Annotated in this window: 22 protein-coding genes; 12 read left to right on the top strand and 10 right to left on the bottom strand. The window is 68.2% G+C overall.

Annotation, left to right across the window (positions count from 1 at the left end; translation table 11 throughout):
- Positions 1-122 precede the first annotated feature (122 nt).
- The 4 genes from RIA68_12530 to RIA68_12515 are packed head-to-tail and all read left to right on the top strand — an operon-like array spanning position 123 to position 3,340.
- Positions 123-560, top strand: coding sequence for a sigma factor-like helix-turn-helix DNA-binding protein (locus RIA68_12530; GenBank protein MEQ8318268.1), 438 nt, complete (start codon positions 123-125; stop codon positions 558-560).
- Positions 557-1,255, top strand: coding sequence for an AAA family ATPase (locus tag RIA68_12525; GenBank protein ID MEQ8318267.1), 699 nt, complete (start codon positions 557-559; stop codon positions 1,253-1,255). The genes RIA68_12530 and RIA68_12525 overlap by 4 nt, the downstream gene beginning before the upstream one ends.
- Complete coding sequence (locus tag RIA68_12520) at positions 1,209-1,883, top strand: GNAT family N-acetyltransferase (GenBank protein ID MEQ8318266.1); 675 nt, start codon at positions 1,209-1,211, stop codon at positions 1,881-1,883. Before RIA68_12525 ends, RIA68_12520 begins: the two co-directional genes overlap by 47 nt.
- Positions 1,880-3,340 carry a hypothetical protein gene (locus RIA68_12515; protein ID MEQ8318265.1) on the top strand — a complete coding sequence of 487 codons (1,461 nt, stop codon included), beginning with the start codon at positions 1,880-1,882 and terminating at the stop codon, positions 3,338-3,340. The genes RIA68_12520 and RIA68_12515 overlap by 4 nt, the downstream gene beginning before the upstream one ends.
- Here the strand turns inward: RIA68_12515 and RIA68_12510 are convergent.
- The 3 genes from RIA68_12510 to RIA68_12500 are packed head-to-tail and all read right to left on the bottom strand — an operon-like array spanning position 3,331 to position 6,141.
- Entirely contained in the window at positions 3,331-3,954 is a 624-nt protein-coding gene (locus RIA68_12510; protein ID MEQ8318264.1) for a DUF2306 domain-containing protein, read from the bottom strand. The genes RIA68_12515 and RIA68_12510 overlap by 10 nt on opposite strands.
- 26 nt (positions 3,955-3,980) lie before the next feature.
- Positions 3,981-4,313 (bottom strand): hypothetical protein, encoded by a 333-nt coding sequence (locus RIA68_12505; GenBank protein ID MEQ8318263.1) that lies wholly within the window; start codon positions 4,311-4,313, stop codon positions 3,981-3,983.
- Between the two features lie 37 nt (positions 4,314-4,350).
- The gene (locus RIA68_12500; protein MEQ8318262.1) at positions 4,351-6,141 is read right to left on the bottom strand and encodes a serine hydrolase; all 1,791 of its coding nucleotides are present in this window, start codon (positions 6,139-6,141) and stop codon (positions 4,351-4,353) included.
- A gap of 81 nt (positions 6,142-6,222) precedes the next feature.
- Here RIA68_12500 and RIA68_12495 point away from each other — a divergent pair, with 81 nt between their 5' ends.
- Positions 6,223-6,807, top strand: a complete 585-nt coding sequence (locus RIA68_12495) for a helix-turn-helix domain-containing protein (GenBank protein ID MEQ8318261.1) — start codon at positions 6,223-6,225, stop codon at positions 6,805-6,807.
- Positions 6,808-7,046: 239 nt separating this feature from the next.
- On the top strand, positions 7,047-7,820 hold the full coding sequence (locus RIA68_12490) for a DUF695 domain-containing protein (GenBank protein MEQ8318260.1): 774 nt from the start codon (positions 7,047-7,049) through the stop codon (positions 7,818-7,820).
- A 24-nt stretch (positions 7,821-7,844) separates the two neighbouring features.
- Here the strand turns inward: RIA68_12490 and nuoF are convergent, their stop codons facing one another.
- A complete protein-coding gene (gene nuoF / locus RIA68_12485) occupies positions 7,845-9,254 on the bottom strand; it encodes an NADH-quinone oxidoreductase subunit NuoF (GenBank protein ID MEQ8318259.1) in 1,410 nt (469 codons plus the stop codon).
- A 188-nt stretch (positions 9,255-9,442) separates the two neighbouring features.
- On the opposite strand from nuoF, the gene RIA68_12480 reads away from it, so the two are divergent.
- Positions 9,443-10,276, top strand: coding sequence for an outer membrane beta-barrel protein (locus tag RIA68_12480; protein MEQ8318258.1), 834 nt, complete (start codon positions 9,443-9,445; stop codon positions 10,274-10,276).
- Positions 10,277-10,319: 43 nt separating this feature from the next.
- On the opposite strand, the gene ribB is transcribed toward RIA68_12480, so the two are convergent.
- Both ribB and RIA68_12470 read right to left on the bottom strand, forming a co-directional pair.
- Positions 10,320-11,516, bottom strand: a complete 1,197-nt coding sequence (ribB, locus tag RIA68_12475; GenBank protein MEQ8318257.1) for a 3,4-dihydroxy-2-butanone-4-phosphate synthase — start codon at positions 11,514-11,516, stop codon at positions 10,320-10,322.
- 26 nt (positions 11,517-11,542) lie between these two features.
- Complete coding sequence (locus RIA68_12470; GenBank protein ID MEQ8318256.1) at positions 11,543-12,874, bottom strand: serine hydrolase domain-containing protein; 1,332 nt, start codon at positions 12,872-12,874, stop codon at positions 11,543-11,545.
- Positions 12,875-12,958: 84 nt separating this feature from the next.
- Between RIA68_12470 and RIA68_12465 the strand changes: the two genes are divergently transcribed.
- Both RIA68_12465 and RIA68_12460 read left to right on the top strand, forming a co-directional pair.
- Positions 12,959-13,627: an O-methyltransferase gene (locus RIA68_12465; GenBank protein MEQ8318255.1), complete on the top strand. Its 669-nt coding sequence runs from the start codon at positions 12,959-12,961 to the stop codon at positions 13,625-13,627.
- A 24-nt stretch (positions 13,628-13,651) separates the two neighbouring features.
- Entirely contained in the window at positions 13,652-13,831 is a 180-nt protein-coding gene (locus RIA68_12460) for a hypothetical protein (protein MEQ8318254.1), read from the top strand.
- A 9-nt stretch (positions 13,832-13,840) separates the two neighbouring features.
- On the opposite strand, the gene RIA68_12455 is transcribed toward RIA68_12460, so the two are convergent.
- Positions 13,841-15,082 (bottom strand): hypothetical protein, encoded by a 1,242-nt coding sequence (locus RIA68_12455; protein MEQ8318253.1) that lies wholly within the window; start codon positions 15,080-15,082, stop codon positions 13,841-13,843.
- A gap of 81 nt (positions 15,083-15,163) precedes the next feature.
- Between RIA68_12455 and RIA68_12450 the strand changes: the two genes are divergently transcribed.
- Positions 15,164-15,814 carry an RluA family pseudouridine synthase gene (locus RIA68_12450; GenBank protein ID MEQ8318252.1) on the top strand — a complete coding sequence of 217 codons (651 nt, stop codon included), beginning with the start codon at positions 15,164-15,166 and terminating at the stop codon, positions 15,812-15,814.
- Positions 15,815-16,041: 227 nt separating this feature from the next.
- Here the strand turns inward: RIA68_12450 and RIA68_12445 are convergent, their stop codons facing one another.
- Genes RIA68_12445 through RIA68_12435 form a run of 3 tightly spaced genes read right to left on the bottom strand, consistent with a single transcriptional unit; the run spans position 16,042 to position 18,336 of the window.
- Positions 16,042-16,698: a PEP-CTERM sorting domain-containing protein gene (locus RIA68_12445; protein ID MEQ8318251.1), complete on the bottom strand. Its 657-nt coding sequence runs from the start codon at positions 16,696-16,698 to the stop codon at positions 16,042-16,044.
- Between the two features lie 30 nt (positions 16,699-16,728).
- Complete coding sequence (locus RIA68_12440; protein ID MEQ8318250.1) at positions 16,729-17,493, bottom strand: GC-type dockerin domain-anchored protein; 765 nt, start codon at positions 17,491-17,493, stop codon at positions 16,729-16,731.
- 21 nt (positions 17,494-17,514) lie between these two features.
- Positions 17,515-18,336: a type II secretion system protein gene (locus RIA68_12435; protein ID MEQ8318249.1), complete on the bottom strand. Its 822-nt coding sequence runs from the start codon at positions 18,334-18,336 to the stop codon at positions 17,515-17,517.
- 107 nt (positions 18,337-18,443) lie between these two features.
- Between RIA68_12435 and RIA68_12430 the strand changes: the two genes are divergently transcribed.
- Entirely contained in the window at positions 18,444-19,517 is a 1,074-nt protein-coding gene (locus RIA68_12430) for a tRNA-dihydrouridine synthase (protein ID MEQ8318248.1), read from the top strand.
- Between the two features lie 223 nt (positions 19,518-19,740).
- Complete coding sequence (locus RIA68_12425; GenBank protein ID MEQ8318247.1) at positions 19,741-21,468, top strand: GC-type dockerin domain-anchored protein; 1,728 nt, start codon at positions 19,741-19,743, stop codon at positions 21,466-21,468.
- Positions 21,469-21,482 lie beyond the last annotated feature (14 nt).

The following is a 21,482-nucleotide window of genomic DNA, read 5'->3' as shown; positions in this document are numbered from 1 at the left end:
CCCCACCACCACGATTCTGCGCTATCTGGCGGATATACCAAACAATACCCTTGCATTTGTTTGCTGTCAAGTCGACAATAGGGGGCAAGAGGCTGAACACTTGGTAAACGGAGCGCGACGCCATGCAGACACGACTGGACGATGCAACCCTGGACATGCGACGCAAGCGGCGGCGGGCCCTGGTGACCCGTGTCCTCGACGCCGCCGACCACCTGCCGGCCGACGAGCGGCAGCTCCTGGTCGCCATCTACGGCCGAGGCATGGCCGTCAGCGAGGTCGCCGCGATGCTGGGCGCCCCCGAGCGGCAGCTCCGCCGCCGCGTCCGGGCCCTGGTCCGTCGGGTGTGCGACCCCAACTTTGACGCGGCGGTCCGCCTGAGCCCCGAGCTGCCCCGCCAGCTCCGCCAGGTCGCCCGGCTCAAGGCCATCGAGGGCCTCCCAATGCGGCAGATCGCCCAACGGTTGGGCGTGAGCTATCACACCGTGCGCAAGCACTACGACGCGTTTCGCGCCCTCATCGAGGCGGCCTCTTCCCGCCGCTCGCCCGGGAGCGCCGCGTGAACGACCGCATCGCCCACGCCCGCGCGCTCTTCGCCTTGCCCGCCGGCTCGACCGAGCCCACCCGCCGCTGCGCCCTTCGCGCGGCCCGAGACGCCGCCCGCTCGCTCGCAAGCCTCGAGCCCGGCCAGGTTGCGTTGCTTACCGGCCCGAGCGGCAGCGGAAAGAGCACCGCCATCGCCATGCTGCGCCGCCGGCTGTCGCGGATGGGCCGACCCGTCGTCCATCCGCCGGCGCACCTGTCCAGGCGCCGCCCCACGATTGAGCAAGTGGGCGACGACCTCGACCAGGCGCTCGGCCTCCTCGGCGCCGCAGGCCTTGCGGAAGCCGCGCTGCTCGTCCGTCCGGCTGGCAGGCTGAGCACCGGCCAGCTCGCGCGACTCACGATCGCCGCCGCCATGGATCGCTGCACGCCCGGCTGCGTGCTCGTCGTCGACGAGTTCGCCGCCACGCTCGACGCCGCCACCGCCCACTCGATGGCGCACGCGCTCGCGCGATGGTGCCGCCGGCGTCGCGTCACGCTCGTGGCCTGTAGTGCGCGCGAGGACACGCTCGAAGCGCTGTCGCCCGACCTGCTGGTTGCACTGCCCCTGCCCGGCGATCGCCCGTCGCCGCCCGTGGTCATCACCCGCGCCCCCGCGGAGCCATGCCGTGGCACACGCCTCGCTCGTCCGCCGATTCCGCGTCCCGAGAACTGACACCATCACCATCGAGCCCGGCACGATCGACGACCTGCGGTCGCTGTCGCGCTTCCACTACGTCGCCGGACGCCCCGGCCCGGTCACCCGCATCCTGCGTGCCACCGACGATGGTGAGACCATCGGCGTGCTCGTCGCCTCGATGCCCACCCTCAACGGCCGGTGGCGGGCAATCGCGTGGCCGGGCGACTACGACACGCCCGACAAGCGGGCCAACGCGCGGCGCCTGAACCGCGACGTGCGCGTCATCTCGCGTGTCATCATCGACCCGAGGTACCGCGGGCGTGGCCTGGCCGTCCGGCTCGTACGAGCGTACCTCGACGAGCCGTGCACCCCGCGCACGGAGGCGATTGCCGCCATGGCTCATGCGTGCCCGTTCTTCGAGCGGGCGGGCATGGACCGGATCGACCTGCCGCCCAGCAAGGCCGACGCGAAGCTCATTCGTGCGATGAATCGGCACGGCGTCGAACTGCCCGACCTGCTCGCGCAGGTGCCCAGCGCCATTCTGCCGGCGCTGCGGGCGTGGGCGAGGGCCCGGAAGCTGCGCGGCGGAGACCTCGGGGCCCGCGCCTTCGCGTTGCTCACGCATCCGCCGGTGGCGCACGTGCACGAACGGAGCGAACCGTGACGGTGCTGCCGGCCAGGCCGGCAACGATCGACGAGTTAGCCGCGTGCGTGCGAACGATGCTGGACGTCGAGGTGAGCGCCAAGCCGCTCGCGTATCTTGCGCACGCGTTCTTCGCGGATCACCTGCCCGGGGCGCTCGGCAACACCTCGGACGACGCCATCGACGCGGTCGTGTGGGCCAACCGCGGCGGCGGCAAGACGTTCCTGGGCGCCGTCGCAACGCTGCTAGACCTTGTTTACAAGCCGGGCATCGAGGTACGGATCCTCGGAGGTTCGCTCGACCAGGCCCAGCGCATGCACGCGCACCTGCGGCACCTGGTCCGTAGTCCTGCCGTGAGCGGGCTGGTCGAGGGCCGCGTGACGGATCGCCGGCTGGAACTGACCAACGGATCGAGGCTGGAACTACTGGCGCAGAGCCAGGCGTCGGTCCGCGGCACACGCATCCAGAAGCTGCGGTGCGACGAGGTCGAGCTCTTCGACCCGGCGGTGTGGGAGGCGGCCCAGCTCACAACCAGGAGCAAGGCCGTCGAGTACGACGGCACGACGTACACCATCCGTGGGTCGATCGAGGCGCTCAGCACCATGCACCGTGCGCACGGCCTGATGCGCGACGTCGTCGAGCAGGCCAGCGAGGGCTCGCGCGCGCTGTTCAAGTGGGGCGTCGTCGACGTGCTCGAGCACTGCGGGTCGCAGTACGAGTGCAAGGGTTGCCTGCTGTGGCACGAGTGCCGGGGTTCGGCGAAGTCGGAGGATCGCTCGGCCGGACATCTCTCTATTGCCGACGCGATCTCGCTGAAGGGCCGCGTCTCGCTGGCGACGTGGGACGCCGAGATGCGGTGCGAGCGGCCCAAGAGCGACGATGCGGTGCTACCCGAGTTCGACCAGGCCGTACACGTGCGTGCTGCGCCCGACGTCGAAGAAGACTGGCAGTGGGTGCTGGGCATGGACTTCGGCTATCGCTCGCCGACGGTGATCGTGTGGGGCGCGGTGAGCCCCGAGGGCGTGCTGCACGTCGTGCGCGAGCGCGTGGCGTCGCGGTGCCTGCTGAACGAGCACATCGATGCCATACTGGGCGGTGGGCTGGACGACGAGGCGCGAGCGCCGGCCTGGATCGGCATCGACCCCGCCGGCTGGCAGGGCAATGCGCAGACCGGGCTGAGCGATGCCCAGCAGATGCAGCGGGCCGGGCTGAGCGTGCGCGCGAGGCGGACGACCATCCGGGCCGGCCTCGACCTACTCCGCGCCCGCCTGCGGCCGGCCAGCGGCGAGCCGACGCTGTTCATCTCGCCGCAGTGTCCGCACCTGATCGAGAGCCTGGAGCGCTATCACTACGACATGCAGCGACCCATGAGCGAGGAGCCGGCCAAGGACGGGCCGGACCACGCGGTCGATGCACTGCGGTACCTCGTGACGAACCTGGATCGGCCGGGGGCGTTGAAGGCGGGGAGCTACTTGTAGGTCACCCTTGCCGTGACACGAATCAGCCACTCGGCCACGACCAGATTCGGCAGCCAGCAGGTCCATGCCAGCCAGGGGTAGAAAGACTCGAACGGCACGCCCGCGAGGGTGAGCAGGCCGAGCTGGATGCGCAGCGTGACGGCGGAGAGTGCGAGGGCGAAGTTGCGGATCATCCATCGGCGGTGTGCGGCAACGTCGCCCGCGCGGATGTGGACGAAGGCCATTACGCCCGTGAAGAGCCAGGTGATGGCGAGCAGTGCAAAACCGATCTGGCTCGTCCAGCCGCCGAAGGCGTTCAGCCCGGCGAAGAAGCCCGCGACGCCGCCGATGCCGACTCCGACCATCAGGTAGAGCCGGCCCGAGACGCGGTGCAGCTTCGGATATCGCGAGCGCAATGCGCGCACGAACTGCCACGGACCCAGCAAAAGGGCGAACGCGGCGCCGAAGATGTGGGCATAGATTGTGAGCTTGCTGGCATTGAAGGCGTTCTTCATGTCCGGATGGACGAGGTCGCCCAGCGGCACGAGCGAGTAGGCGACGACCGCGTAGCCAGCGACGCCGAGGGAGCCGAGGGCCATGAGGGCGAAGGCGGCGTTGCGGATGGCGGCGGCCATGTCGCGGAACGATAGCTGCGATCGTGCTAATGCCGAAACAGCCGGTAGACCATCAGGATGCCGCCGCTGAGCAGGGCGCCGGCAACGAGACCGATGATGCCGCCGAGGATGGCGCCGATGCCGGGTCCCGGGGGCGTCGATGCAGTGAAGGCGCCAACTCCCGCGCCGATGGCGATGCTCGCGAGGATGAAGACGGCCTGGAACAGGTTGTCCTTGACGCGCAGGTTCGGGCCGACGGCGACGTCGGCGATGATCTCGTGCGTTTCGGCCTGCCGGCGCTGCTGCTTCGGCTGCGGGGGCTTCGGCAGGGGCGATGGGCCGGGCTTCTTGGACGCTGGGCCGTTGGGTTGCGGTGGCATCACGAGCATGGTACCGGGCGATCGCAGCGGGCGTTGCTCAGGTATCGTCGCCGTCGCCGTCGATGCCGATGCTCACGCCGGTGATGTGGTGGGGCTCGACGGGCTGGAAGGTGAAGCCGAAGGTGATCCAGGCGTCGGTGTTGGGGCTCTGGCCCTCGATCTCGACGAGCGTGGGCGTGTTCGTGATCACGCGGATGCTCTGGAGCATGCCGAACTCGCTGTAGAAGTCGGCGTGCTGCCCCCGGCGTGTCGCGTCGAGCTCGGCCTGGGCGGCTTCGTCCTCGGCGGGCGGGCGGTACTGGCGGTTGACTCGGACGTAGGCGTCGGGATCGCGCTCGCCGACGGCGTGGACCCAGGCCATGGCGCGGCGTTCGCGTTCTTCGGCGGGCAGCGCGGTGGCCGCGTGGCGTTCGTTCATGGATGACTGGACGAGCTCGTGCAGGTCGCGCGCGAGAGCGCCGAAGCGCCGGCGATGGTCCGACCGTGTCAGGTTGGCGCTGTTGCTGATGAGGATGAAGCGGTCGGCCGGCGCGAAGGTCATGCGGACCTCGTAGCCATACATGTCGCCCGCGCCGGCCATGCCCGTTGCGTCGCCGAACATGGTGCGCGCCGCGTCCGGGCCGGCGAGCGTGCCGTCGTGGACGGCGCTCAGGAAGTTGTTGAGGTCGCGGGCGGTCGAGACCTGGCCGCCGCTGCCCATGACGAGCCAGGACGTCTGGCCCCAGTAGGGCGGTGCGTTGGTCTCGCCGTCGCTGCGGGCGCCGTAGCCGATGGCGATGCGGTCGGCCTTGTCGCTCTTGCCGAAGAAGCCGGTGTCGGGCATATTGGCGGGCTCGTAGATGTGCTCTTGCGTGGACTCCTGGTAGCTCTGGCCGCTGGCGATCTCGAGGACGGCGGCGAGCAGGCCCCAGGCCGAGTGGGAGTGGCGCGAGTCGGTGCCGGGCTCGAAGAGGAGCTGCTGGTTCATGATGCGGCGGACGGCTTCCTCGCGGTCGATCCAGCCGTGGTCGGGGTCGCGGTCGGTGGGGATGTCGTGGAAGTCTGGCAGGCCCGACTCGCCGTTCATGAGGTGGTCGAGGGTGATGGAGCGCTTGTCTCCGGGGACGTCGTCGAAGAACTTTGTGATGGGGTCGTGACGGTCGAGCTTGCCTTGGTTGATGAGCTGGAGGATGCAAACGAAGGTGAAGTCGATGGGCACCGAGCCGATGGCGAAGATGGTCTCGCTGTCAACCGGGCGATCGGTGTCGCGATCGGCCAGGCCGTAGCCGGCGTGGTGGGCGATGCTGCCGTCGCGCACGACGAGCAGGACGCCGGAGAAGCCGGCCGCTTCTTCGGCCTTCATGCGTTGGTCGATGGTGTCCCAGGTGAGGTCGGGGACGTCGAGGTCATCGCCCCGGGCGATTGCTCGTGCGCGGGTGAGGGCGGCCTTGAAGTCGTCGCGGTTGCGCAGCGAGTGGAGGTCGCTGTCCTCTTCCATGAGCTCGATGCGGTCGAAGCCGGCGTCGATGGCGGCGTAAAGGCTGGCGATGGCGTCTTCGTGCTTGCCCATGAGGGCCTGCGCGCAGGCGAGGTTGTAGAGGGCGGCGGGGCGGAACTCGGCGAACTCGGCGGCACGCCGGTGCGCGGGGATGGCGCGTTCGTAGTCGCCGGCCGCGTGCCACGCGTAGGCGGCGCGGAAAGCGGCCTGGCCGTCGGTTGGGTCTTGGGCGAGCTGCTGCTCGTAGGCACGGGCTTCGTCACGGAACTGTTGCGGGGCGTCTTGGGCGAGCGAGAAGGTCGAAGCGGCGAGCAGGGCGGCGATGGCGAGTCGGGTGCGTCGTGCGGGCATGGGGAGGTCCTCCAACGAAAATTGGCTGCACCAAACACGGAGTGCTGGCACCGGGGCTCTCCGTCGGCAATAATCAAAAATATGCCCGCGATTGGAAAAAAGGAGCGCCGGACGCGGCCCGAGCCCTACGAGATCCGAACGGCGCGGCAACTCCGGGCCATCGGCACGCCGATCTCGGCGGCGATCATCGAGGAGCTGCGGATGGGCGGGGCCATGAGCGCCGCCGAGATCGCCGAGAAGATCGGCAAGAGCCCGCAGGGCGTGCACTACCACCTGGGCAAGCTGCGCGAGATCGGGCTGGTGCAGGTGGCGGGCGAGCGCGAGACGGGACGGCGGCCCGAGATGCTGTTCGAGATGGAGGCCCACGACGTCCACCTGACCCAGGGCAAGCGCACGCCTGGGCTGCGCCGCGAGATGCTGCGGATGTGCCGGCTGTTCCTGCGGCGGGCGGGCGAGGACTACGAGGCGGCGGTGCACGACAAGGCCGACGAGCGGATGCCCGCCGGCCTGCGGCTGACGCGATCCGTTACGCGGCTGAGCGAGGCGGACGTCGAGGAGTTGGCGGCGAAGCTGGATGCCATCGACCGGTGGCTGGACGAGCGGGATGGTGTGGCGGGAGCGTGCCGGGTGAAGGTGACGGTGGTGGTGGCGACGGGGGAGGCGTGAGGGAGGCTTTGGGGACGTCGGGGATGTTCCGGGGCGCTGCGGGAGGAGCTTGGAGCGCGCCCCAGAGGGCTCCCGCAATTGCGTGAGCGGTCTGCGCAACGGCGGAAACGCTTCGGGACGCGCCCCGGAAGGCTTCGGTGGCGGGCGATGCGCAACTTGAGCGCATTTGGTACCATGCCCGACCATGGCAGGAGCACCTAGTCTCGTACGCCACGCGACCCCACGCGGGGAGAGCACGCATGTCAACGCCTGCTGACAACTGGGCGGTGTATTGGGCGAATGTCGAGGGCAAGGCCGCCACGATCCTGGTCGACCTGTCATGGCGTGATCGGGCGCCGGACCCGGCTCGCCCGATGCTCGTGGAAGTCTCAGTCCCATTCCACGCCTCGGGGGAGGACGGGTTTCCCGATCCGGATGAGCTTAACGCGCTCGACCCGATCGACGATCGCCTGGACGCCGCCCTGCAACGCGGGGTTGACGCCGTACCGGTGGGCTGCATGTCAAGTGACGGGCGGCGGCGCTGGTACTTTTACGCGCGAACCGGCGAGTGTGAGGCCGCGGTGCGTCGGGCCTTTGATGGAAGCGGATACGAGCCGACATGGAGCGCCAAGCCGGACCCGGATTGGAGTGGGTACAACGACACGCTCTATCCCAAGCCGGAAGAATTGCGATGGATCTGGGACGTGCGCGTATTGACGGCGCTCCAGCAGAACGGTGACAAGGCCGAGCGAGAACGCCCAATCGACCACTTCGCCTATTTCAAAGATCGCGGCGATGCGGAGCGGTTTGCGAAGTGGTGCACGGACGAGGGCTTCACCCTGAACGGCGAGCCGGACACGAACGCCGATGATGGGCGATTCGGCGTGGAGTTTTCGCATTTCGGGCCCGCCACGATCGACTCGATCCATGGCCGTACGGTTGCCGCCGATCGCGAGGCGACGCGGCTAGGCGGCATGTACGACGGTTGGGCGACGATCGTGAAAAGGCGACCCTGGTGGCGATTCTGGGATTGAGCGCTTACTGCTTCGGATCGTCGTTTACGAATGCGCCGCCGCGCCGATAGTCATCTTGACGGCGACGTGGCTGGGGCTGACGCGGCTCTCGAACTCGTCGCGGAACTTGTTCATGATGGTGCGCAGGGCCCAGTTGTTGCCATCCGCGAGGCCGCAGATGGTCGTGCCGGGCATCGACCCCATGCTCGTCGCGATCTCGAGGGCCATGTCCAGGTCCTTGGTCTTGGCGTGGCCGTCCTCGATGCGGCTGACGAGCTGGTAGAGCCAGCCGCTGCCCTCGCGGCAGGGCGTGCACTGGCCGCAGCTCTCGTGCTTGTAGAAGCGGGCGATGTTGCGGGCGACGGCGACCATGTCGGTGTCTTCGTCGAAGACCGTCGGGCCGGCCGTGCCCAAGCCCAGCACGTTGTACTTGGTGCCGATGTCGAAGTCGAGCTCGGCCTCGTACTGGTCGGTGCCGAGGATGCCCATGCTGACGCCGCCGGGGATGGCGGCCTTGTACTTCTTGCCGTTCCGCATGCCGCCGCAGTAGTCCTCGACGAGCGTCTTCAGCGGGATGCCCAGCTCGAACTCGTAGACGCCCGGGCGGTTGACGTGGCCGCTGACGCCCATGAGCTTCGTGCCGAAGCTGGGCGGGCCGCCGACGGTGCTCTCGACGCCCTGCTTGGTGAACCACTCGGCGCCGTTCTCGACGATGCTCGGGACGTGGGCCAGCGTCTCGACGTTGTTGATGATGGTGGGTCGGCCGAAGAGGCCCTCGACGGCGGGGAAGGGCGGCTTGATGCGCGGCCAGCCGCGCTTGCCCTCGAGGCCTTCAAGCAGCGCGGTCTCTTCGCCGCAGATGTACGCGCCGGCGCCGCGGTGGACGTAGCAGTCGACCTGGAACTTCGATCCGCCGGTGTTGGCGTCCGAATTGGTCAGGCCCTTGGGGCCGAAGATGCCGTTGTCGTAGGCCTCCTGGATCGCCTTCTCGAGGACCTTGGCCTGGTGGTGGTACTCGCCGCGGATGTAGATGAACGCCTTATCGAGCCGGCAGGCGTAGCAGGTGATGGCGATGCCTTCGAGCACCAGGTGGGGGTCGAAGTCCATGAGCAGCCGGTCCTTGAAGGTGCCCGGCTCGGACTCGTCGGCGTTGATGGCCAGGTAGCGGGGGCCGCGGTCTTCGAGCGACTCCTTGCCTTCCTCGATCTTGGGCAGGAAGGTCCACTTGAGGCCGGTGGGGAAGCCCGCGCCGCCGCGGCCGCGGAGCATGGAACTCTTCACGGCTTCGGTGACGTCGCCGGGGGCCATGGTGAGGGCCTTGCGCAGACCCTCGTAGCCGCCGGTCTTGACGTACTCGTCGTAGCCGACGACCCGGCGGTCTTTGGGGTCGCCGTAGGGCCAGGTGGGGATGCGCTTGCACAGGACGTGCTCTTCGATCTTGGGGGACCAGGCCATGGAGACTCCGTGGGGCTGAATCGGAAGCGGGCTCTCGGAAGCCGAAGGGCTGCAGGAACTTCGCGGGCATTCTAGCGGATGGGGTGGGTGGGCCGATCGACCCTCCGAGGGGTGTTAGGATTGGCCCCAAGCCGCCGAAGGATGGCGGCGTGGTCGAGGATCGGCGGCCCGGGGCGATGGAGCGAGCGATGCGGAATCGGACGACGATGGCGGCGTTGGCCTTGGCGGCCTGTACCACGGCGAGCCTGGGCGAGGGCGGGCGGCTGAGCTTCGTGCACGAGCCCTATGCGCCCGCGGCATCATCGGCAGGCGGGCACTCGGGCGGTTCGCTGGGCAGCACGGGGACGTCGAGCGCCCTCGGCGTGGCCGTCGCGGGCAGCGCGGCCCAGGACGACGTGGAGTGGAGCCGGCGGCAGCGCGAGATCGCGCTCCAGGAGATGTGGCTGTACTACCGCGTGGGCGTGGGCGCGACCGACCGCGGCAGCGCCCGGTTCGAGAACTTCAACGGTCTGGACTTCGACGCCGACTTCGACAGCCCGGGCCTCATCGCGAGCTTCGCCATCGGCGGGCGGTACCGGGTGTGGGCCGACGGCCCTTGGTCACGCGTGGGGATCCGCTTCGAGGTCGAGGGCATCTTCGGCTACGACGAGTACGACCGCAACGGCATCGGGGCCGGGCCTCGGGCGGGCGACGGCGACCTGTTCGAGTACGGCTTGTCGGCCAACATCATGCCCGACGTGAAGCTCGGTCGTTTCAACTTATTCGCCGGCGGTGGCATCGGCGGCTCGCTGTTCACCATCAGCGACAGCAGCCCGAGCGACTACGACGACTCGCGCGGCGCGCTCAGCCTGCAGGCGATGGCGGGCGCGAGCTTCGAGTTGACCGAGCCCGTGTCGATCTACGCGATGTTCCGGTATCGCACGTACAGCAACATCCACTTCTACGACGATTCGGACGTACGCATGCGGCTGCTTGATCTGGACTCGGCGTCGCTGGAAGTCGGTCTCGAATTCAGATTCTGAATCCGGAGGAGGCCCTGGCCTCGGCCTGCACCTCGCCGTCCGCTTACAGACCAACCCGCTCGGCAATGCTCAACCCGAACGCTTCGAGCTGGGGGTACTCGGCGTCGCTGTTGGTGAGCAGGCGCATCTGCGTGATGCCAAGGGCTCGGACGATCTGGCTGCCGGTGCCGTACTCAAGGGCGCCGGCGGCCTGGCTCCTGGTCGGGCTGTCGTCGCTATCGAGGTTGAAGGGCTGGGTGAGGCGGTTGTTGAGATTGGCGTGGGCACTGGGTGTATCGAGCCCGCCGCTGGGGCGCAGGTAGATGAGGGCGCCCTTGCCCGCTTCCTGGAGTTGCCGCATGGCGCTATCGAGGATGGTGCGCGCGTTGCGATCTCCGTGGCTCGCCGCGAAGATGTCGCCCAGCAGGTCGCGACGATGGACACGCACGAGCGTGGGACCGTCTTGCTCGACGACGTTGCCCGCGTCATCGAGATCGCCGACGCCGCCGAGGGTCAGTGCCAGGTGCGGCAGCGGGTCGGTGATGCTGCGGAAGGCGATGAGGTTGAACGGGCCGTGGGCGGTGTCGATGCGCGTGCCGGCCTTGGGCTCGAGGCGTTCGACGAAGCGCTCGGTGCGCAGGCGGTGCTCGATGAGCTGCTTGATCGAGCACATCTTGAGGCCGTGCTTCTTGTTGAACTCGACGAGGTCGGGCACGCGGGCCATCTCGCCGTCGTCCTTGAGGATCTCGATGATGACGGCCGCGGGCTCGAGGCCCGCGAGGCGGCAGAGGTCGATCGAGCCCTCGGTCTGGCCGATGCGCACGAGCACGCCGCCGTCTCTGGCCCGCAATGGATTGATGTGGCCCGGGCGGACGAAGTCGCCCGGCGTCGAGCCCGCATCGATGGCCAGGCGGATGGTCTTGGCCCGCTCGGCCGCGCTGACGCCGGTGGTCAGGCCGTGCTTGGGGTGGCCGTCGATGGCGACGGTGAAGGGCGTGCCCCTGACGGAGGTGTTGACGTCGGCCTGGGGCTTGAGGTCGAGCCGGCGGCAGTCGGCCTCGGTCAGGCTCAGGCACAGGTAGCCGCGGGCCTCGCGGAGCATGAAGCCGATGTTCTCGGCCTCGGCGAACTGGGCTGGCAGCACGAGATCGCCCTCGTTCTCACGCGTCTCGTCGTCAGTGAGCACGACCATGCGGCCGGCGCGGAGCTCGGCGAGGATCTCGGGGATGGGGCTGAAGCCGGGAGGTGTTTGGACGGTCACGGGCGAGGGTAGAACGGAGCCTTGCGTCACGAGCACCCCAGGTCGAACGCGTTCTGGAACGCCAGGAAGTCGAAGATCGTGAGCGCCCCGTCGCCGTCGAAGTCGGTCTCGAGCGAACCGGCGTCGAAGCGGTTCTGGAATGCCAGGAAGTCGAAGATGGTCAGCGAGCCGTCGGCGTCCAGGTCGGCGGCGCACGGGGGCTCGGCGATCTCGCCGGCCTGGACCATGCGGTCGATCTCGGCGGCCACGTCGACGCCCCAGGCGCTGCCGAAGGTCTGGTCGCGGTGGTTGAACAAGACGGCGACGCGGAGGCCCTGGCCGCGCTGCCACACCACCGTGTCGGTGCCCGGCAGCGACCCGCTGTGGGCGCTCAGGAACGTCGGGCCGACGCCGCCGGGCAGCACGACGCCCGAGCTGCCGCCAAAGAGGATGTACGCGTCGGCCAGCGCGAGCAGCGGCTCGCCCGAGGCAATGAGCCCGCCGAAGGACGCCGAGCCCTCGTGGTCCCACCCGCCGTAGGGCCAGCGGACGAACGGGCCGGTCGGGTCGAACACGTTCTGCGCGAAGCCGATGTCTTCCTGGTCGTACCAGGGCTCGAGCGGGCCCTGGTCGGCGGCGAACGTGCGGCCCACGCGAACCGCGCCGGGGTGGCCGAGATCGTCGAACAGGCGCTCGACCTCTTGCTCGTAGGTGTTGCCGGTGACTTGTTCGATGATCAGGCCGAGTGCGTGGTAGCCGATGTTGGCGTAGGCGTACTGCGTGCCGGGCGAGAACTCGAGGGGCTGGCCCAGGATCCACCGCATCTTGTTCATCGGGCCGGGCGGGCTGGGCACGCCCATCTCGCTGGCGATCTGCACGTCGCGGAAGGCGTGGTTGCCCACGAGGTCGCGGTTCCATCCGCCGCGGTGCTGGAGCAGGTTGGCGATGGTAATGTCGCCGATGCGCGGGTCGCCCAGGGACGGGAACGGATCGATGGGCAGGATGCCGCCGCCGGGCTGGCCGACGTCGAACGCCTTGTCGCCGGCCGAGAGCATGCCGTCGGAAATCAGGTTGCGCACGATGGCGGCGGTGATGGGCTTGGAGACGCTCGCGAGGCGCAGCTCGGCGTTCATCGGCAGCGGCGTGGTGCGGGCCCGGTCGAGCCAGCCGAAGGAACGCTGGTAGACGACCCGGTCGTCGAATGCCACGGCCAGCACGCCGGCGGTAATGCCGTTGTCGGTCATCGTGTCCTGCATGAGCCGATCGAGCTCGGCCAGCTGCGGCACGACCCGGCCGCGGCTGGGCAGGTCCTGGGCGAGTGCCGGAGCGACGACGGCGACGGACGCGAGGCAGGCAAGGCAGGCGAGTGGGCGGTGCATGGTCGTTCCCCTCCGGGTTTGCGACGTTGGGTTCATCCATGGTATTGGCCAGCCGCTGCCGGGGTTTCGGCACTACCGTCCCATATGCCCTTCGACATGACCCCCGACCGCTGGCGGCATACGTGCGATTACCTCGACGAGGTCTTCGGGCGTCAGGACGAGCACCTGGCGGGCCTCATGCCCCGGGCGATCGAGGCGGGCATCCCGGACATCGCGGTGTCGGCGTCGGTCGGGCGGATGCTGCTGGCGCTCGCCCGGTTGGTGGACGCGAAGCTCATCATCGAGGTCGGCACGCTCGCGGGGTACTCGGGCATCTGGCTGGCACGCGGGCTCTCGGCCGGCGGACGGCTGCTCACCATCGAGCCCGAGGAGAAGCACGCGGCGTTCGCCGAGCAGATGTTCGAGGAAGCCGGCGTGGCCGATCGGGCCGAGGTCGTCCGCGGATTCGGCACGCCGGTGCTCGAGGCGATGGCGCGCGAGCGGGCGGGCACGGCCGACGTCGTGTTCCTCGACGCCATCAAGAGCGAGTACCCGGACTACCTGCCGCACGCCAGGACGCTGCTGCGCCCGGGCGGGTTGCTGATCGCCGACAACATGCTGGGCTCGGGCGACTGGTGGATCGACACGCCCGAGGGCGAGAACGAGCACCGCGACGCGGCCGACCGCGTGAATCGGCTGGTTGCGGGCGACGAGGGCTTCGAGGCGTTCTGCGTGCCGCTGCGTGAGGGCGTGATGGTGGCGCGCAAGAAGTAGGCGGCGCGAAAGGAGCACATCGAGATGACCTGGTTGACGTGGGTGTTCGTGATCGCGCTGGGCGTGTTTGCGATCCGCAATATCTGGACGATCTACGAGTCTCTATCGCACGAGCCCAAGCGGGCGAGCCGCGCGGGCTGGGCCGTGCTCTTCCTCGTCATCGACGTGCTGCTGATCCTGTGGCTGCTGCGCGTGATTCCGTGACCGAAGACCTCACCCGCCGTTGGCGCGGCGCAGGGCGCTCCGGATGGCGTCGCTGTCGACCTCGGCGATCCAGGTCTGGCTGCTCGGACGATCTTCGCCTTCGGCGAGCGGTCCACGCTGGGCGGTCCACATGAGGTACCGGCCGTCGGGGCTGAACACCGGCAGCACGTCGGCGCCGCTGGCCTGCGTGATGCGGACGGGCGTCGAGCCCTTCGTCGGGTCGGTCCAGATCGCGAAGACCTCGTAGTTGCGGTGGCTGATCTCGCTGCTGGCGTAGACGAGCAGGTCGCCGTCGGGGTGCCAGTAGGGCGCCCAGTTCACGTGGCGGTTGTCGGTGAGCTGGGTTTCCTTGGTGATGCCGATGGGCACGCCGTCTTCGTTGAGCTCGAGGTCGGCCACGAAGAGCTGCAGCAGGTTGTTGCCCTGGCGGTCGCTGCGATAGCAGATGCGTGTGCCGTCGGCGTTGAAGAACGGACCGCCGTCGTAGCCAGCCGCCTCGACCAGCAGGTGGTGCTCGCCGGACTTGGTATCGAAGGCCCACAGGTCGGCGTCGGTCTTGCCCGCTTCGTCGCTCTTGGCCTGGTCGACCTGGGCGTACAGGATCGTGCGTCCGTCGGGGCTCCACGATGCTTCGGCGGTGTAGCCGGGCTTGCTGAAGACCACGTCGGTGATGGCCGGACGCAGGCCATGGAAGTCGTGCTCGTGCTCGGCCGGGATGATCGTGCTGCTGATGCTGCCGGCGACGATCTCCATCTCGCTGGGGAAGCTCCAGGCGTAGCGGCCGGTCGCGCGCTGGTAGCCGGGCACGTTGTCCTGCAGCGGCGGCTCGATGGTGCTGCCGAAGAGGACGATGTTGGCCTGCGTGGGGTGGAACCAGCCGCAGGTGTTGGCGCTGCCGCCCGTCGAGACGCGGATGGGCGTGCTGATGCCGGTGACCGCGCCTTGCTCCATCTCGAAGGGGGCGACGAACATTTCGTAGTGCGGGCTGGGGCCCCGGCCTTCTGGCGGCACGGGCGTGGCCTGGAAGATGACCATGCTGCTCGTAGCGTTGAAGTAGGCCTCGCCCGCGCGGGTGAACATGTCGCGGCTGGTGAGCTGGCGGTGGTTGGTCAGGATCGGAGCCTCGGCCTCGCGCCAGTCGCTGCTGGCGCTCTGGCTGGTCTCGCCGTAGGTGCCATGGCCGTTCTGTGCCTGAGCGATCGAACAGGCCAGGCCGACGCACGCGAGCACACCAAGTCGAATCCCGATCATCATCCGTCCTTCCCGAGCCATCGCCCGGCTGCACCTACCTGAGACTCTGTCGCAACGAGGGGGAGTATATCGTCCCTGCCCATGCCCGACGCCCCGACCGACAGCCTCCTCAGGATCATCCTGGACACCGGCCGCTACGTCGTGGCCGACAAGCCCAGCGGCCTGCTGAGCGTGCCGGGCAAGGGGCCCGAGAAGGCCGACTGCGTGCGAGCCCGCGTCCTCGGGATGTACCCCGACGCGACGGGCCCGATGACGGTGCACCGGCTCGACCAGGACACCTCGGGGCTCATCGTGGTCGCCCTCGACGCCGACGCGCAGCGGGCCATGAGCCAGGTGTTCGAGCACCGCAAGGTCACCAAGCGATACGTCGCCGTGGTCGAGGGCGAGCTGCGTGAGCACGCCGGGCTGATCGACCTGCCGCTGCGCATCGACTGGCCGAACCGGCCAAAGCACATCGTGGCCGAAGATGGCCGCGCGAGCCAGACGCGGTATCGCGTGCTGGGCGTCGAAGATGGAAACACCCGGGTCGAGTTCACCCCCATCACCGGGCGCGGCCACCAGCTCCGCGTGCACGCCGCCGACGAACGCGGCCTGGGCGCGCCGATCCTGGGCGATCCGCTCTACGGCGACACGACCAAGGCCCCACGCCTGCTTCTGCACGCGTGGAGCCTGGAGTTCGCCGACCCGTTCACGGGCGAGCTGGTGCACGTGCGGAGCGAGCCGGGCTTCTGACGAGTCACGCCATGACAAGCCCGCGATGCCGCGCCGGAAGCTCGGAACTTGTACATGAGACTGCGAAGCGTCGAAGAACGGCGCCATCGTCTCGCCAGGGTGCCCCGCGGAGCACTCGATCGGATCCGGCAAACCTTCGAGGCAATCCAAAGAAAAACCGCACACGCGTGAAGCGTGTACGGCCCTCTCCCTCGAAACCTCTGTGATGTTGGCGTGCGGCCCGCGCCCTAGCGGCGGCGGCGGCGCATCGCCAGAGCGCCGAGGCCCAGCACGGCCAGGGAAGCCGGGGCCGGGATGATGACGTCCTCGACGTAGTCGATCGCACGGTCGTGCTCGCCCGGGGCGGCGTCGTAGTCGAACACGAGGTAAGTCGTGTCCGCACCGCTGATGCTGCTGTCGCTGCTCCACAGGTCGATCGCCAGCAGGTAGACGCCCGCAGCCGGATCGTTGAGGTAGAAGTCGTAGTGCTCGTCGAAGCCGGCCGGGCCGACGCCGATGCCGAAGCCCGGGGCGCTGCCGGCCAGCGGGCTCGTGGCGCTCAGCGGGCCGAACTCGAGCGTGTAGGTCTGGGTCGTGCTCACGAAGGTCGAGCCGTCCCAGCGCTGCACGGGGCTTGCGAAGTTGAAGCCCAGGTCGCTGTCGGGGAACACGCCCGCCTCGGCGAAGAGGCCGGGCTCGTCGGCGTAGATGCGGCCGCCGAAGTCGAACATCTCGGCGGCGAAGACGCGCTCGCCGGGAATCACGAACTCACCGCCCGGGCCGTCTTCGACGATGCCGGTGACGATGCGGCCGTCGATGATGAGCAGGCCGACGTCACCCTCGTGGGCCACTGCGGCGCCGGCCGCAATGGCCAGTGCGGAAACACTCAGGATCGCTGCACGCATATCGAAACTCCTCTTCTTCTCTCCGGGCAATCAGCAGCCCGCGTCGAACTCGTTCTGGAAACTCAGGAAGTCAAAGATGGTCAGCGATCCGTCGCCGTCGAAGTCCGCCGCGAGATCGCCCGCGTCGAACAGGTTTTGGAATGCCAGGAAGTCGAAGATGCTCAGGCTTCCGTCGCCGTCGAGGTCGGCCCGGCAGGGCACGCCGATCAGCGTCGCCTCGACCCACGCCACCGCGTCGGCCAGGTCATCGGGGCTGGCGTTCTGGCCGAACACGATGAAGAACGGCTGGCTGTCACCAACCACCGCCGCGTCATCCCATAGCACCAGCTCGAGCAAGTAGACGCCGTCGGTCGACGGTGCCAGCAGCTCGAAGCCCACGTGGTGGTGGAACTTGCCGCTCGTGCTCGCCGTGCCGAAGACGAAGCCGGGCTCCATCCCCGAGTCGGGCGTCTCGATCGAGAACGGTCCCTTGCTGATGAGGATCTTCGGCTCGGCGACATCGACGAAGGCGGCGCCGTCCCACGCGAGCAGCGGTCCCATGACGTCGAACCCGAGCTGGGTCCGCGGCGGGAACGCGTCGGTGGGCGAGTCGAAGCCGGGGTCGTTCGTCCAGTTGGGCAGCTCGCCGAACACCGAGTCGAACACGCGCCGGCCGAACACGGGCGTGCCCGCATCGATGTAGCCCGTCTCGACAGCGCCGGAAACGCCGGTGATGGCGATGTCGCCAGTGTGGAGCTGGGCCAGCGCAACGCCCGGGAGCGCCGCAACCGCCAGCATGGAACACGTCATTCGCATCGTCCTACTCCTTGGATTTGCCTATTGGGCTATGCGTGGGTCGAAGCGGTTCTTCTCGAAACTCTTGTACACGTCCTCGAATACCTCGATCGACGCGTGGCCGTCGAGGTAGCCGTAGGTTGCCTTCGCGGTCCAGGCGCCGGGCTTGCCTCCGTGTGCATTGACCTGGGCCTCGAGCGAGGCCCGGAGCGGGATGCGCCCGCCGGGCGCCGCGCCCCAGTCCTCGGCGTGCACGTGGTCGGTGCGTGCAAAGTCGGAGGTCGCGTCGGTCTCGCCGAAGGTCATCATCAGCCAGTGCACCGTGGCGTACGGGCGCTGCACGAGGCGGTGCGCGTCGTACGTCTGGTCGGGCGAGGGCGAGACGCTGCGGGTGGTGTAGTTGTTCAGGCCGTAGCTCGTCCAGCGGGCCAGCGGGCCGAGGCCCGTGGTCTCGCCCGCGCGCACGCGGCGGAGAGCCTCGACGAACGACATGCCCTCGAACTCTCCGCCCTCTTCGACCGACCAGAACGGGCTGCGATCGACCGGCGAGCGGATGGCCACGCCGTTCTCGGTGTAGTCGGCCAGCAGCACGGGCCACGAGTTCGGCAGGTCGGCGATGCCGCCGTGGGCGAGGCCCGCGTCGACGTAGGCACCCTTGTTCGCGTCGGCGTACATGGTGTGGGCGATGCCAAGACCGCGCACCTGGCTCAGGCAGATCGAGGCCCGGGCCGTCGCGCGAGCCTGGCCGAGGGCCGGCAGAAGGATGCCGATGAGAACCGCGATGATCGCAATCACGACCAGCAGCTCGATGAGCGTGAACGCGTGCGGCGACCGAGCCGCGGTTGGGCTTCTGCGATGGGGCATCAACGCCTCTCCGACGATGTTCTACTGAGAGTCCTCTTTCAATACTACTGTGAATGAGAACGCGTTACAACCAAAGTCGGTGGCGATCTTCCCGGTACCATGTAGGAATGACCGCGATCTCCGCCGCCCCCACCTCCGAGCAGAACCCGGCAATCGGCCAGGCGTTAGTCGTTGGCGGCGTTGACCTTACGACGAACCTGCTCCTAGCTCCCATAGCCAACTACTGCGACCTTGCGTTTCGCCTCACGTGCCGAGACTGGGGCGGCGTGGGTCTGGCCTGCACCGACCTCCTGAGCCCGCAGGGATTGCTCAGGGGCTCGGCCGCCAGCCTCGACCTGGCCCGCACCAACGCCGAGGACAAGCCGGTGGGCATGCAGCTCTACGGGGCCGATCCGGCGATCATGGCCGAGGGGGCGAGGTGGGCGGCCGACCACGGGGCGACGGTGGTTGACATCAACATGGGCTGCCCGGTGGACAAGGTCTGCAAGAAGGACGGCGGCAGCAAGCTGATGTGCGACGTGCCCAACGCGATCGCGATCGCCAAGGCGGTGCGCGCGGCGCTCCCCGACTCGGTGCCGCTGACGGCGAAGATGCGGCTGGGCTGGAGCGAGCAGGACTGCGTCGATGGTGTCGCCGGCCGGCTCGCGCTCGGGCTCGTTGACGTGGGCGTCGCGGCCATCACCGTCCACGGGCGCACGACCGAGATGAAGTTCCGTGGCGACTGCCGGCGTGAGGACATCGCACGCGTCGTACGCACGGTGAAGGACGCGCACCCGACCATCCCGGTCATCGGCAACGGCGACGTGCGCACCGCGCAGGACGCCGTCGACATGATGCAGACCACCGGCTGCGACGGCGTCATGATCGGCCGCGGCGCGCTGAGCACGCCGTGGATCTTCCGGGACGCGTGGGCGCTGCAGACGACCGGCGTCGTGCCGCCCGAGCCGGGCGAGCACGAGAAGCTCGACGTCGTGCGCACGTTCTTCGACCGCATGCTCGAGTATCGCGGCGAGCACTACGCGATGACGCACATCCGCCGGCGGATCTCGTGGTTCGCCAAGCGGATCAATGGGGGGCATTGCAAGCAGCTGCGGGAGGCCATCCGGACCGCGGACGGGCCGGGGGCGGTGTATGGGGCGTTGAACGCCTGGGCGTCTGGCCGACTGCGTGAGAGCGTCTAGCCGAATCGCCAATCAGTCGCCGCCGGTCGAATTCGACGGCGACGCCAGCTTTCCCGTATTCGATCTGCTGGCCATTCAGAACACGCTCGACGCAGGCAATCGCTCAGGCGACTGACGCCGTTCTGAAGTCGCCTATCTTGCCAGATCGCCGAAACCACGTGGGCAAAAAGGCCATCGAACTTTGGGTAAACTTCGGTATGCTGGGGTCGGAAGGATCACAGCCATGCTCAACGACCGTCTTGCCGTGCTGCTGGCCTTCAGCGGCCTCGCCTTGCCCAGCGCCCTGCTCGCGCAGGACGATCCATTCCCTTCGATTCTGGATCTGATGGAACTGGACGGCTCGACCGGCTTCCGTCTCGAGGGTGCCGGGCCCGGAGCGTTCTTCGGCTCTTCGCTCGGATCGGTCGGCGACGTCAACGGCGACGGCTACGAGGATCTTGCGGTCGGTGCTCGGTTCCAGAGCTTCCGGGGCGCGGTCTATGTCTACTTTGGCGCAGAGGGCTTCCCACCGGTCGTCGACGTGAGCACGCTGGACGGCCAGAACGGATTCCGGATCGACGGCGCCAACCCTGGCGACCAAGCGGGCACGTCCGTCGGCGGCAACGTCGACGTAAACAATGATGGCGTAGACGACCTGTTGATTGGAGCCGACCGCGCCGATCCAGACGGCGTACGAGATGCGGGTGAGGCCTACGTCGTCTTCGGCCGAGATGTCGGCGTGGTCGGACCGTTCGCCGCGATCTTTGGGTTGGAAGATCTCGACGCCCTCACCGGAGTTCGGTTCAAGGGCGAGGGCACGTCGAGCTATTTTGGTGCTGGCTTTGGATCCGCAGGCGACTTGAACGACGATGGCTACGCCGATCTGATTTGTGGCGCATACCAATACAGTGCCGGGACTTCGTCGTACGAGGGCGCAGCGTACGTCTTCTATGGAGTCAGCGATGCCTTACCCCCGGTTGTGGAGGCCGGCGATCTCACGCCCGATGAGGGCGTTCGGATCGTCGGAGATCAGCCGGACGAGCGGGCCGGCAGTACGGTCGTTGCGGTGTGCGATGTCAATGACGACGGGCTCAAGGACTTCCTCGTCGGCGCGCCCCGCCGCAAGTACGGGGCCGGCATTGCCTACGTCGTCTACGGCGATACCGATCGTCCGAGCGTACTCGATGAGTTCGGCGACCTCGATGGCACCAACGGGTTCCAGGCCGTCCCACCCGCGGGCACGTATGGCAACAGCGGCCAAGCCGTCGCAAGCCTCGGTGACATCAACGGCGATGGCGTGGACGACTTCGCAATCGGCTCGCCGCTCGAAACCGCGGGCGGACGATACTCCGCGGGCGTGACACGCGTGATCTTCGGAAGAACCGACGGATTCCCGCCCGAGTTGGACACGGGCGACCTTGACGGCACCAATGGCTTCAGGATCGACGGTGCGATGGAATTCGAAGCTAGCGGTAGGTCGATCTCCGCCGGAGACATCAACGGCGATGGCCTGACCGATCTGGCGATCGCTGCGCCATACGCCGAGGGCGAGTTGGGACGCGTGTATGTCCTGTTTGGCGACGACGGTCCCAAGCCGCCAGTGATCCAACTGAGCGACATTGATGGCAGCAACGGCTTTGTCATCACCGGCGGTGGCGGCCGAGACCGCACCGGCTTTGCGACGTCGTTCGTTGGCGACATCAATGGCGACGGCCTCGATGACCTCGCACTCGGTACCTATCCCTCGCCGGGCTACGGCGATGAACGCGCCTACGTCGTGTTTGGTCGGCAGGTTGGCCTACCGCCATGCCCCCCCGACCTCGACGGCGACGGCGCCCTCACCATCTTCGACTTCCTCGCGTTCGGCAACCTCTTCGAACTGATGGACCCGCGGGCCGACTTCGATGGCGACGGGGAGTTCACCATCTTCGACTTCCTGGCGTTCCAGAACGCGTTCGCTGCGGGTTGTTGATTCGAGGCTTCCCG

The sequence above is a fragment of the Phycisphaerales bacterium genome (genome assembly GCA_040217175.1).
Taxonomy (GTDB): Bacteria; Planctomycetota; Phycisphaerae; order Phycisphaerales; family UBA1924; genus JAHCJI01.
This window is presented reverse-complemented; position numbering and strand designations above follow the sequence as displayed.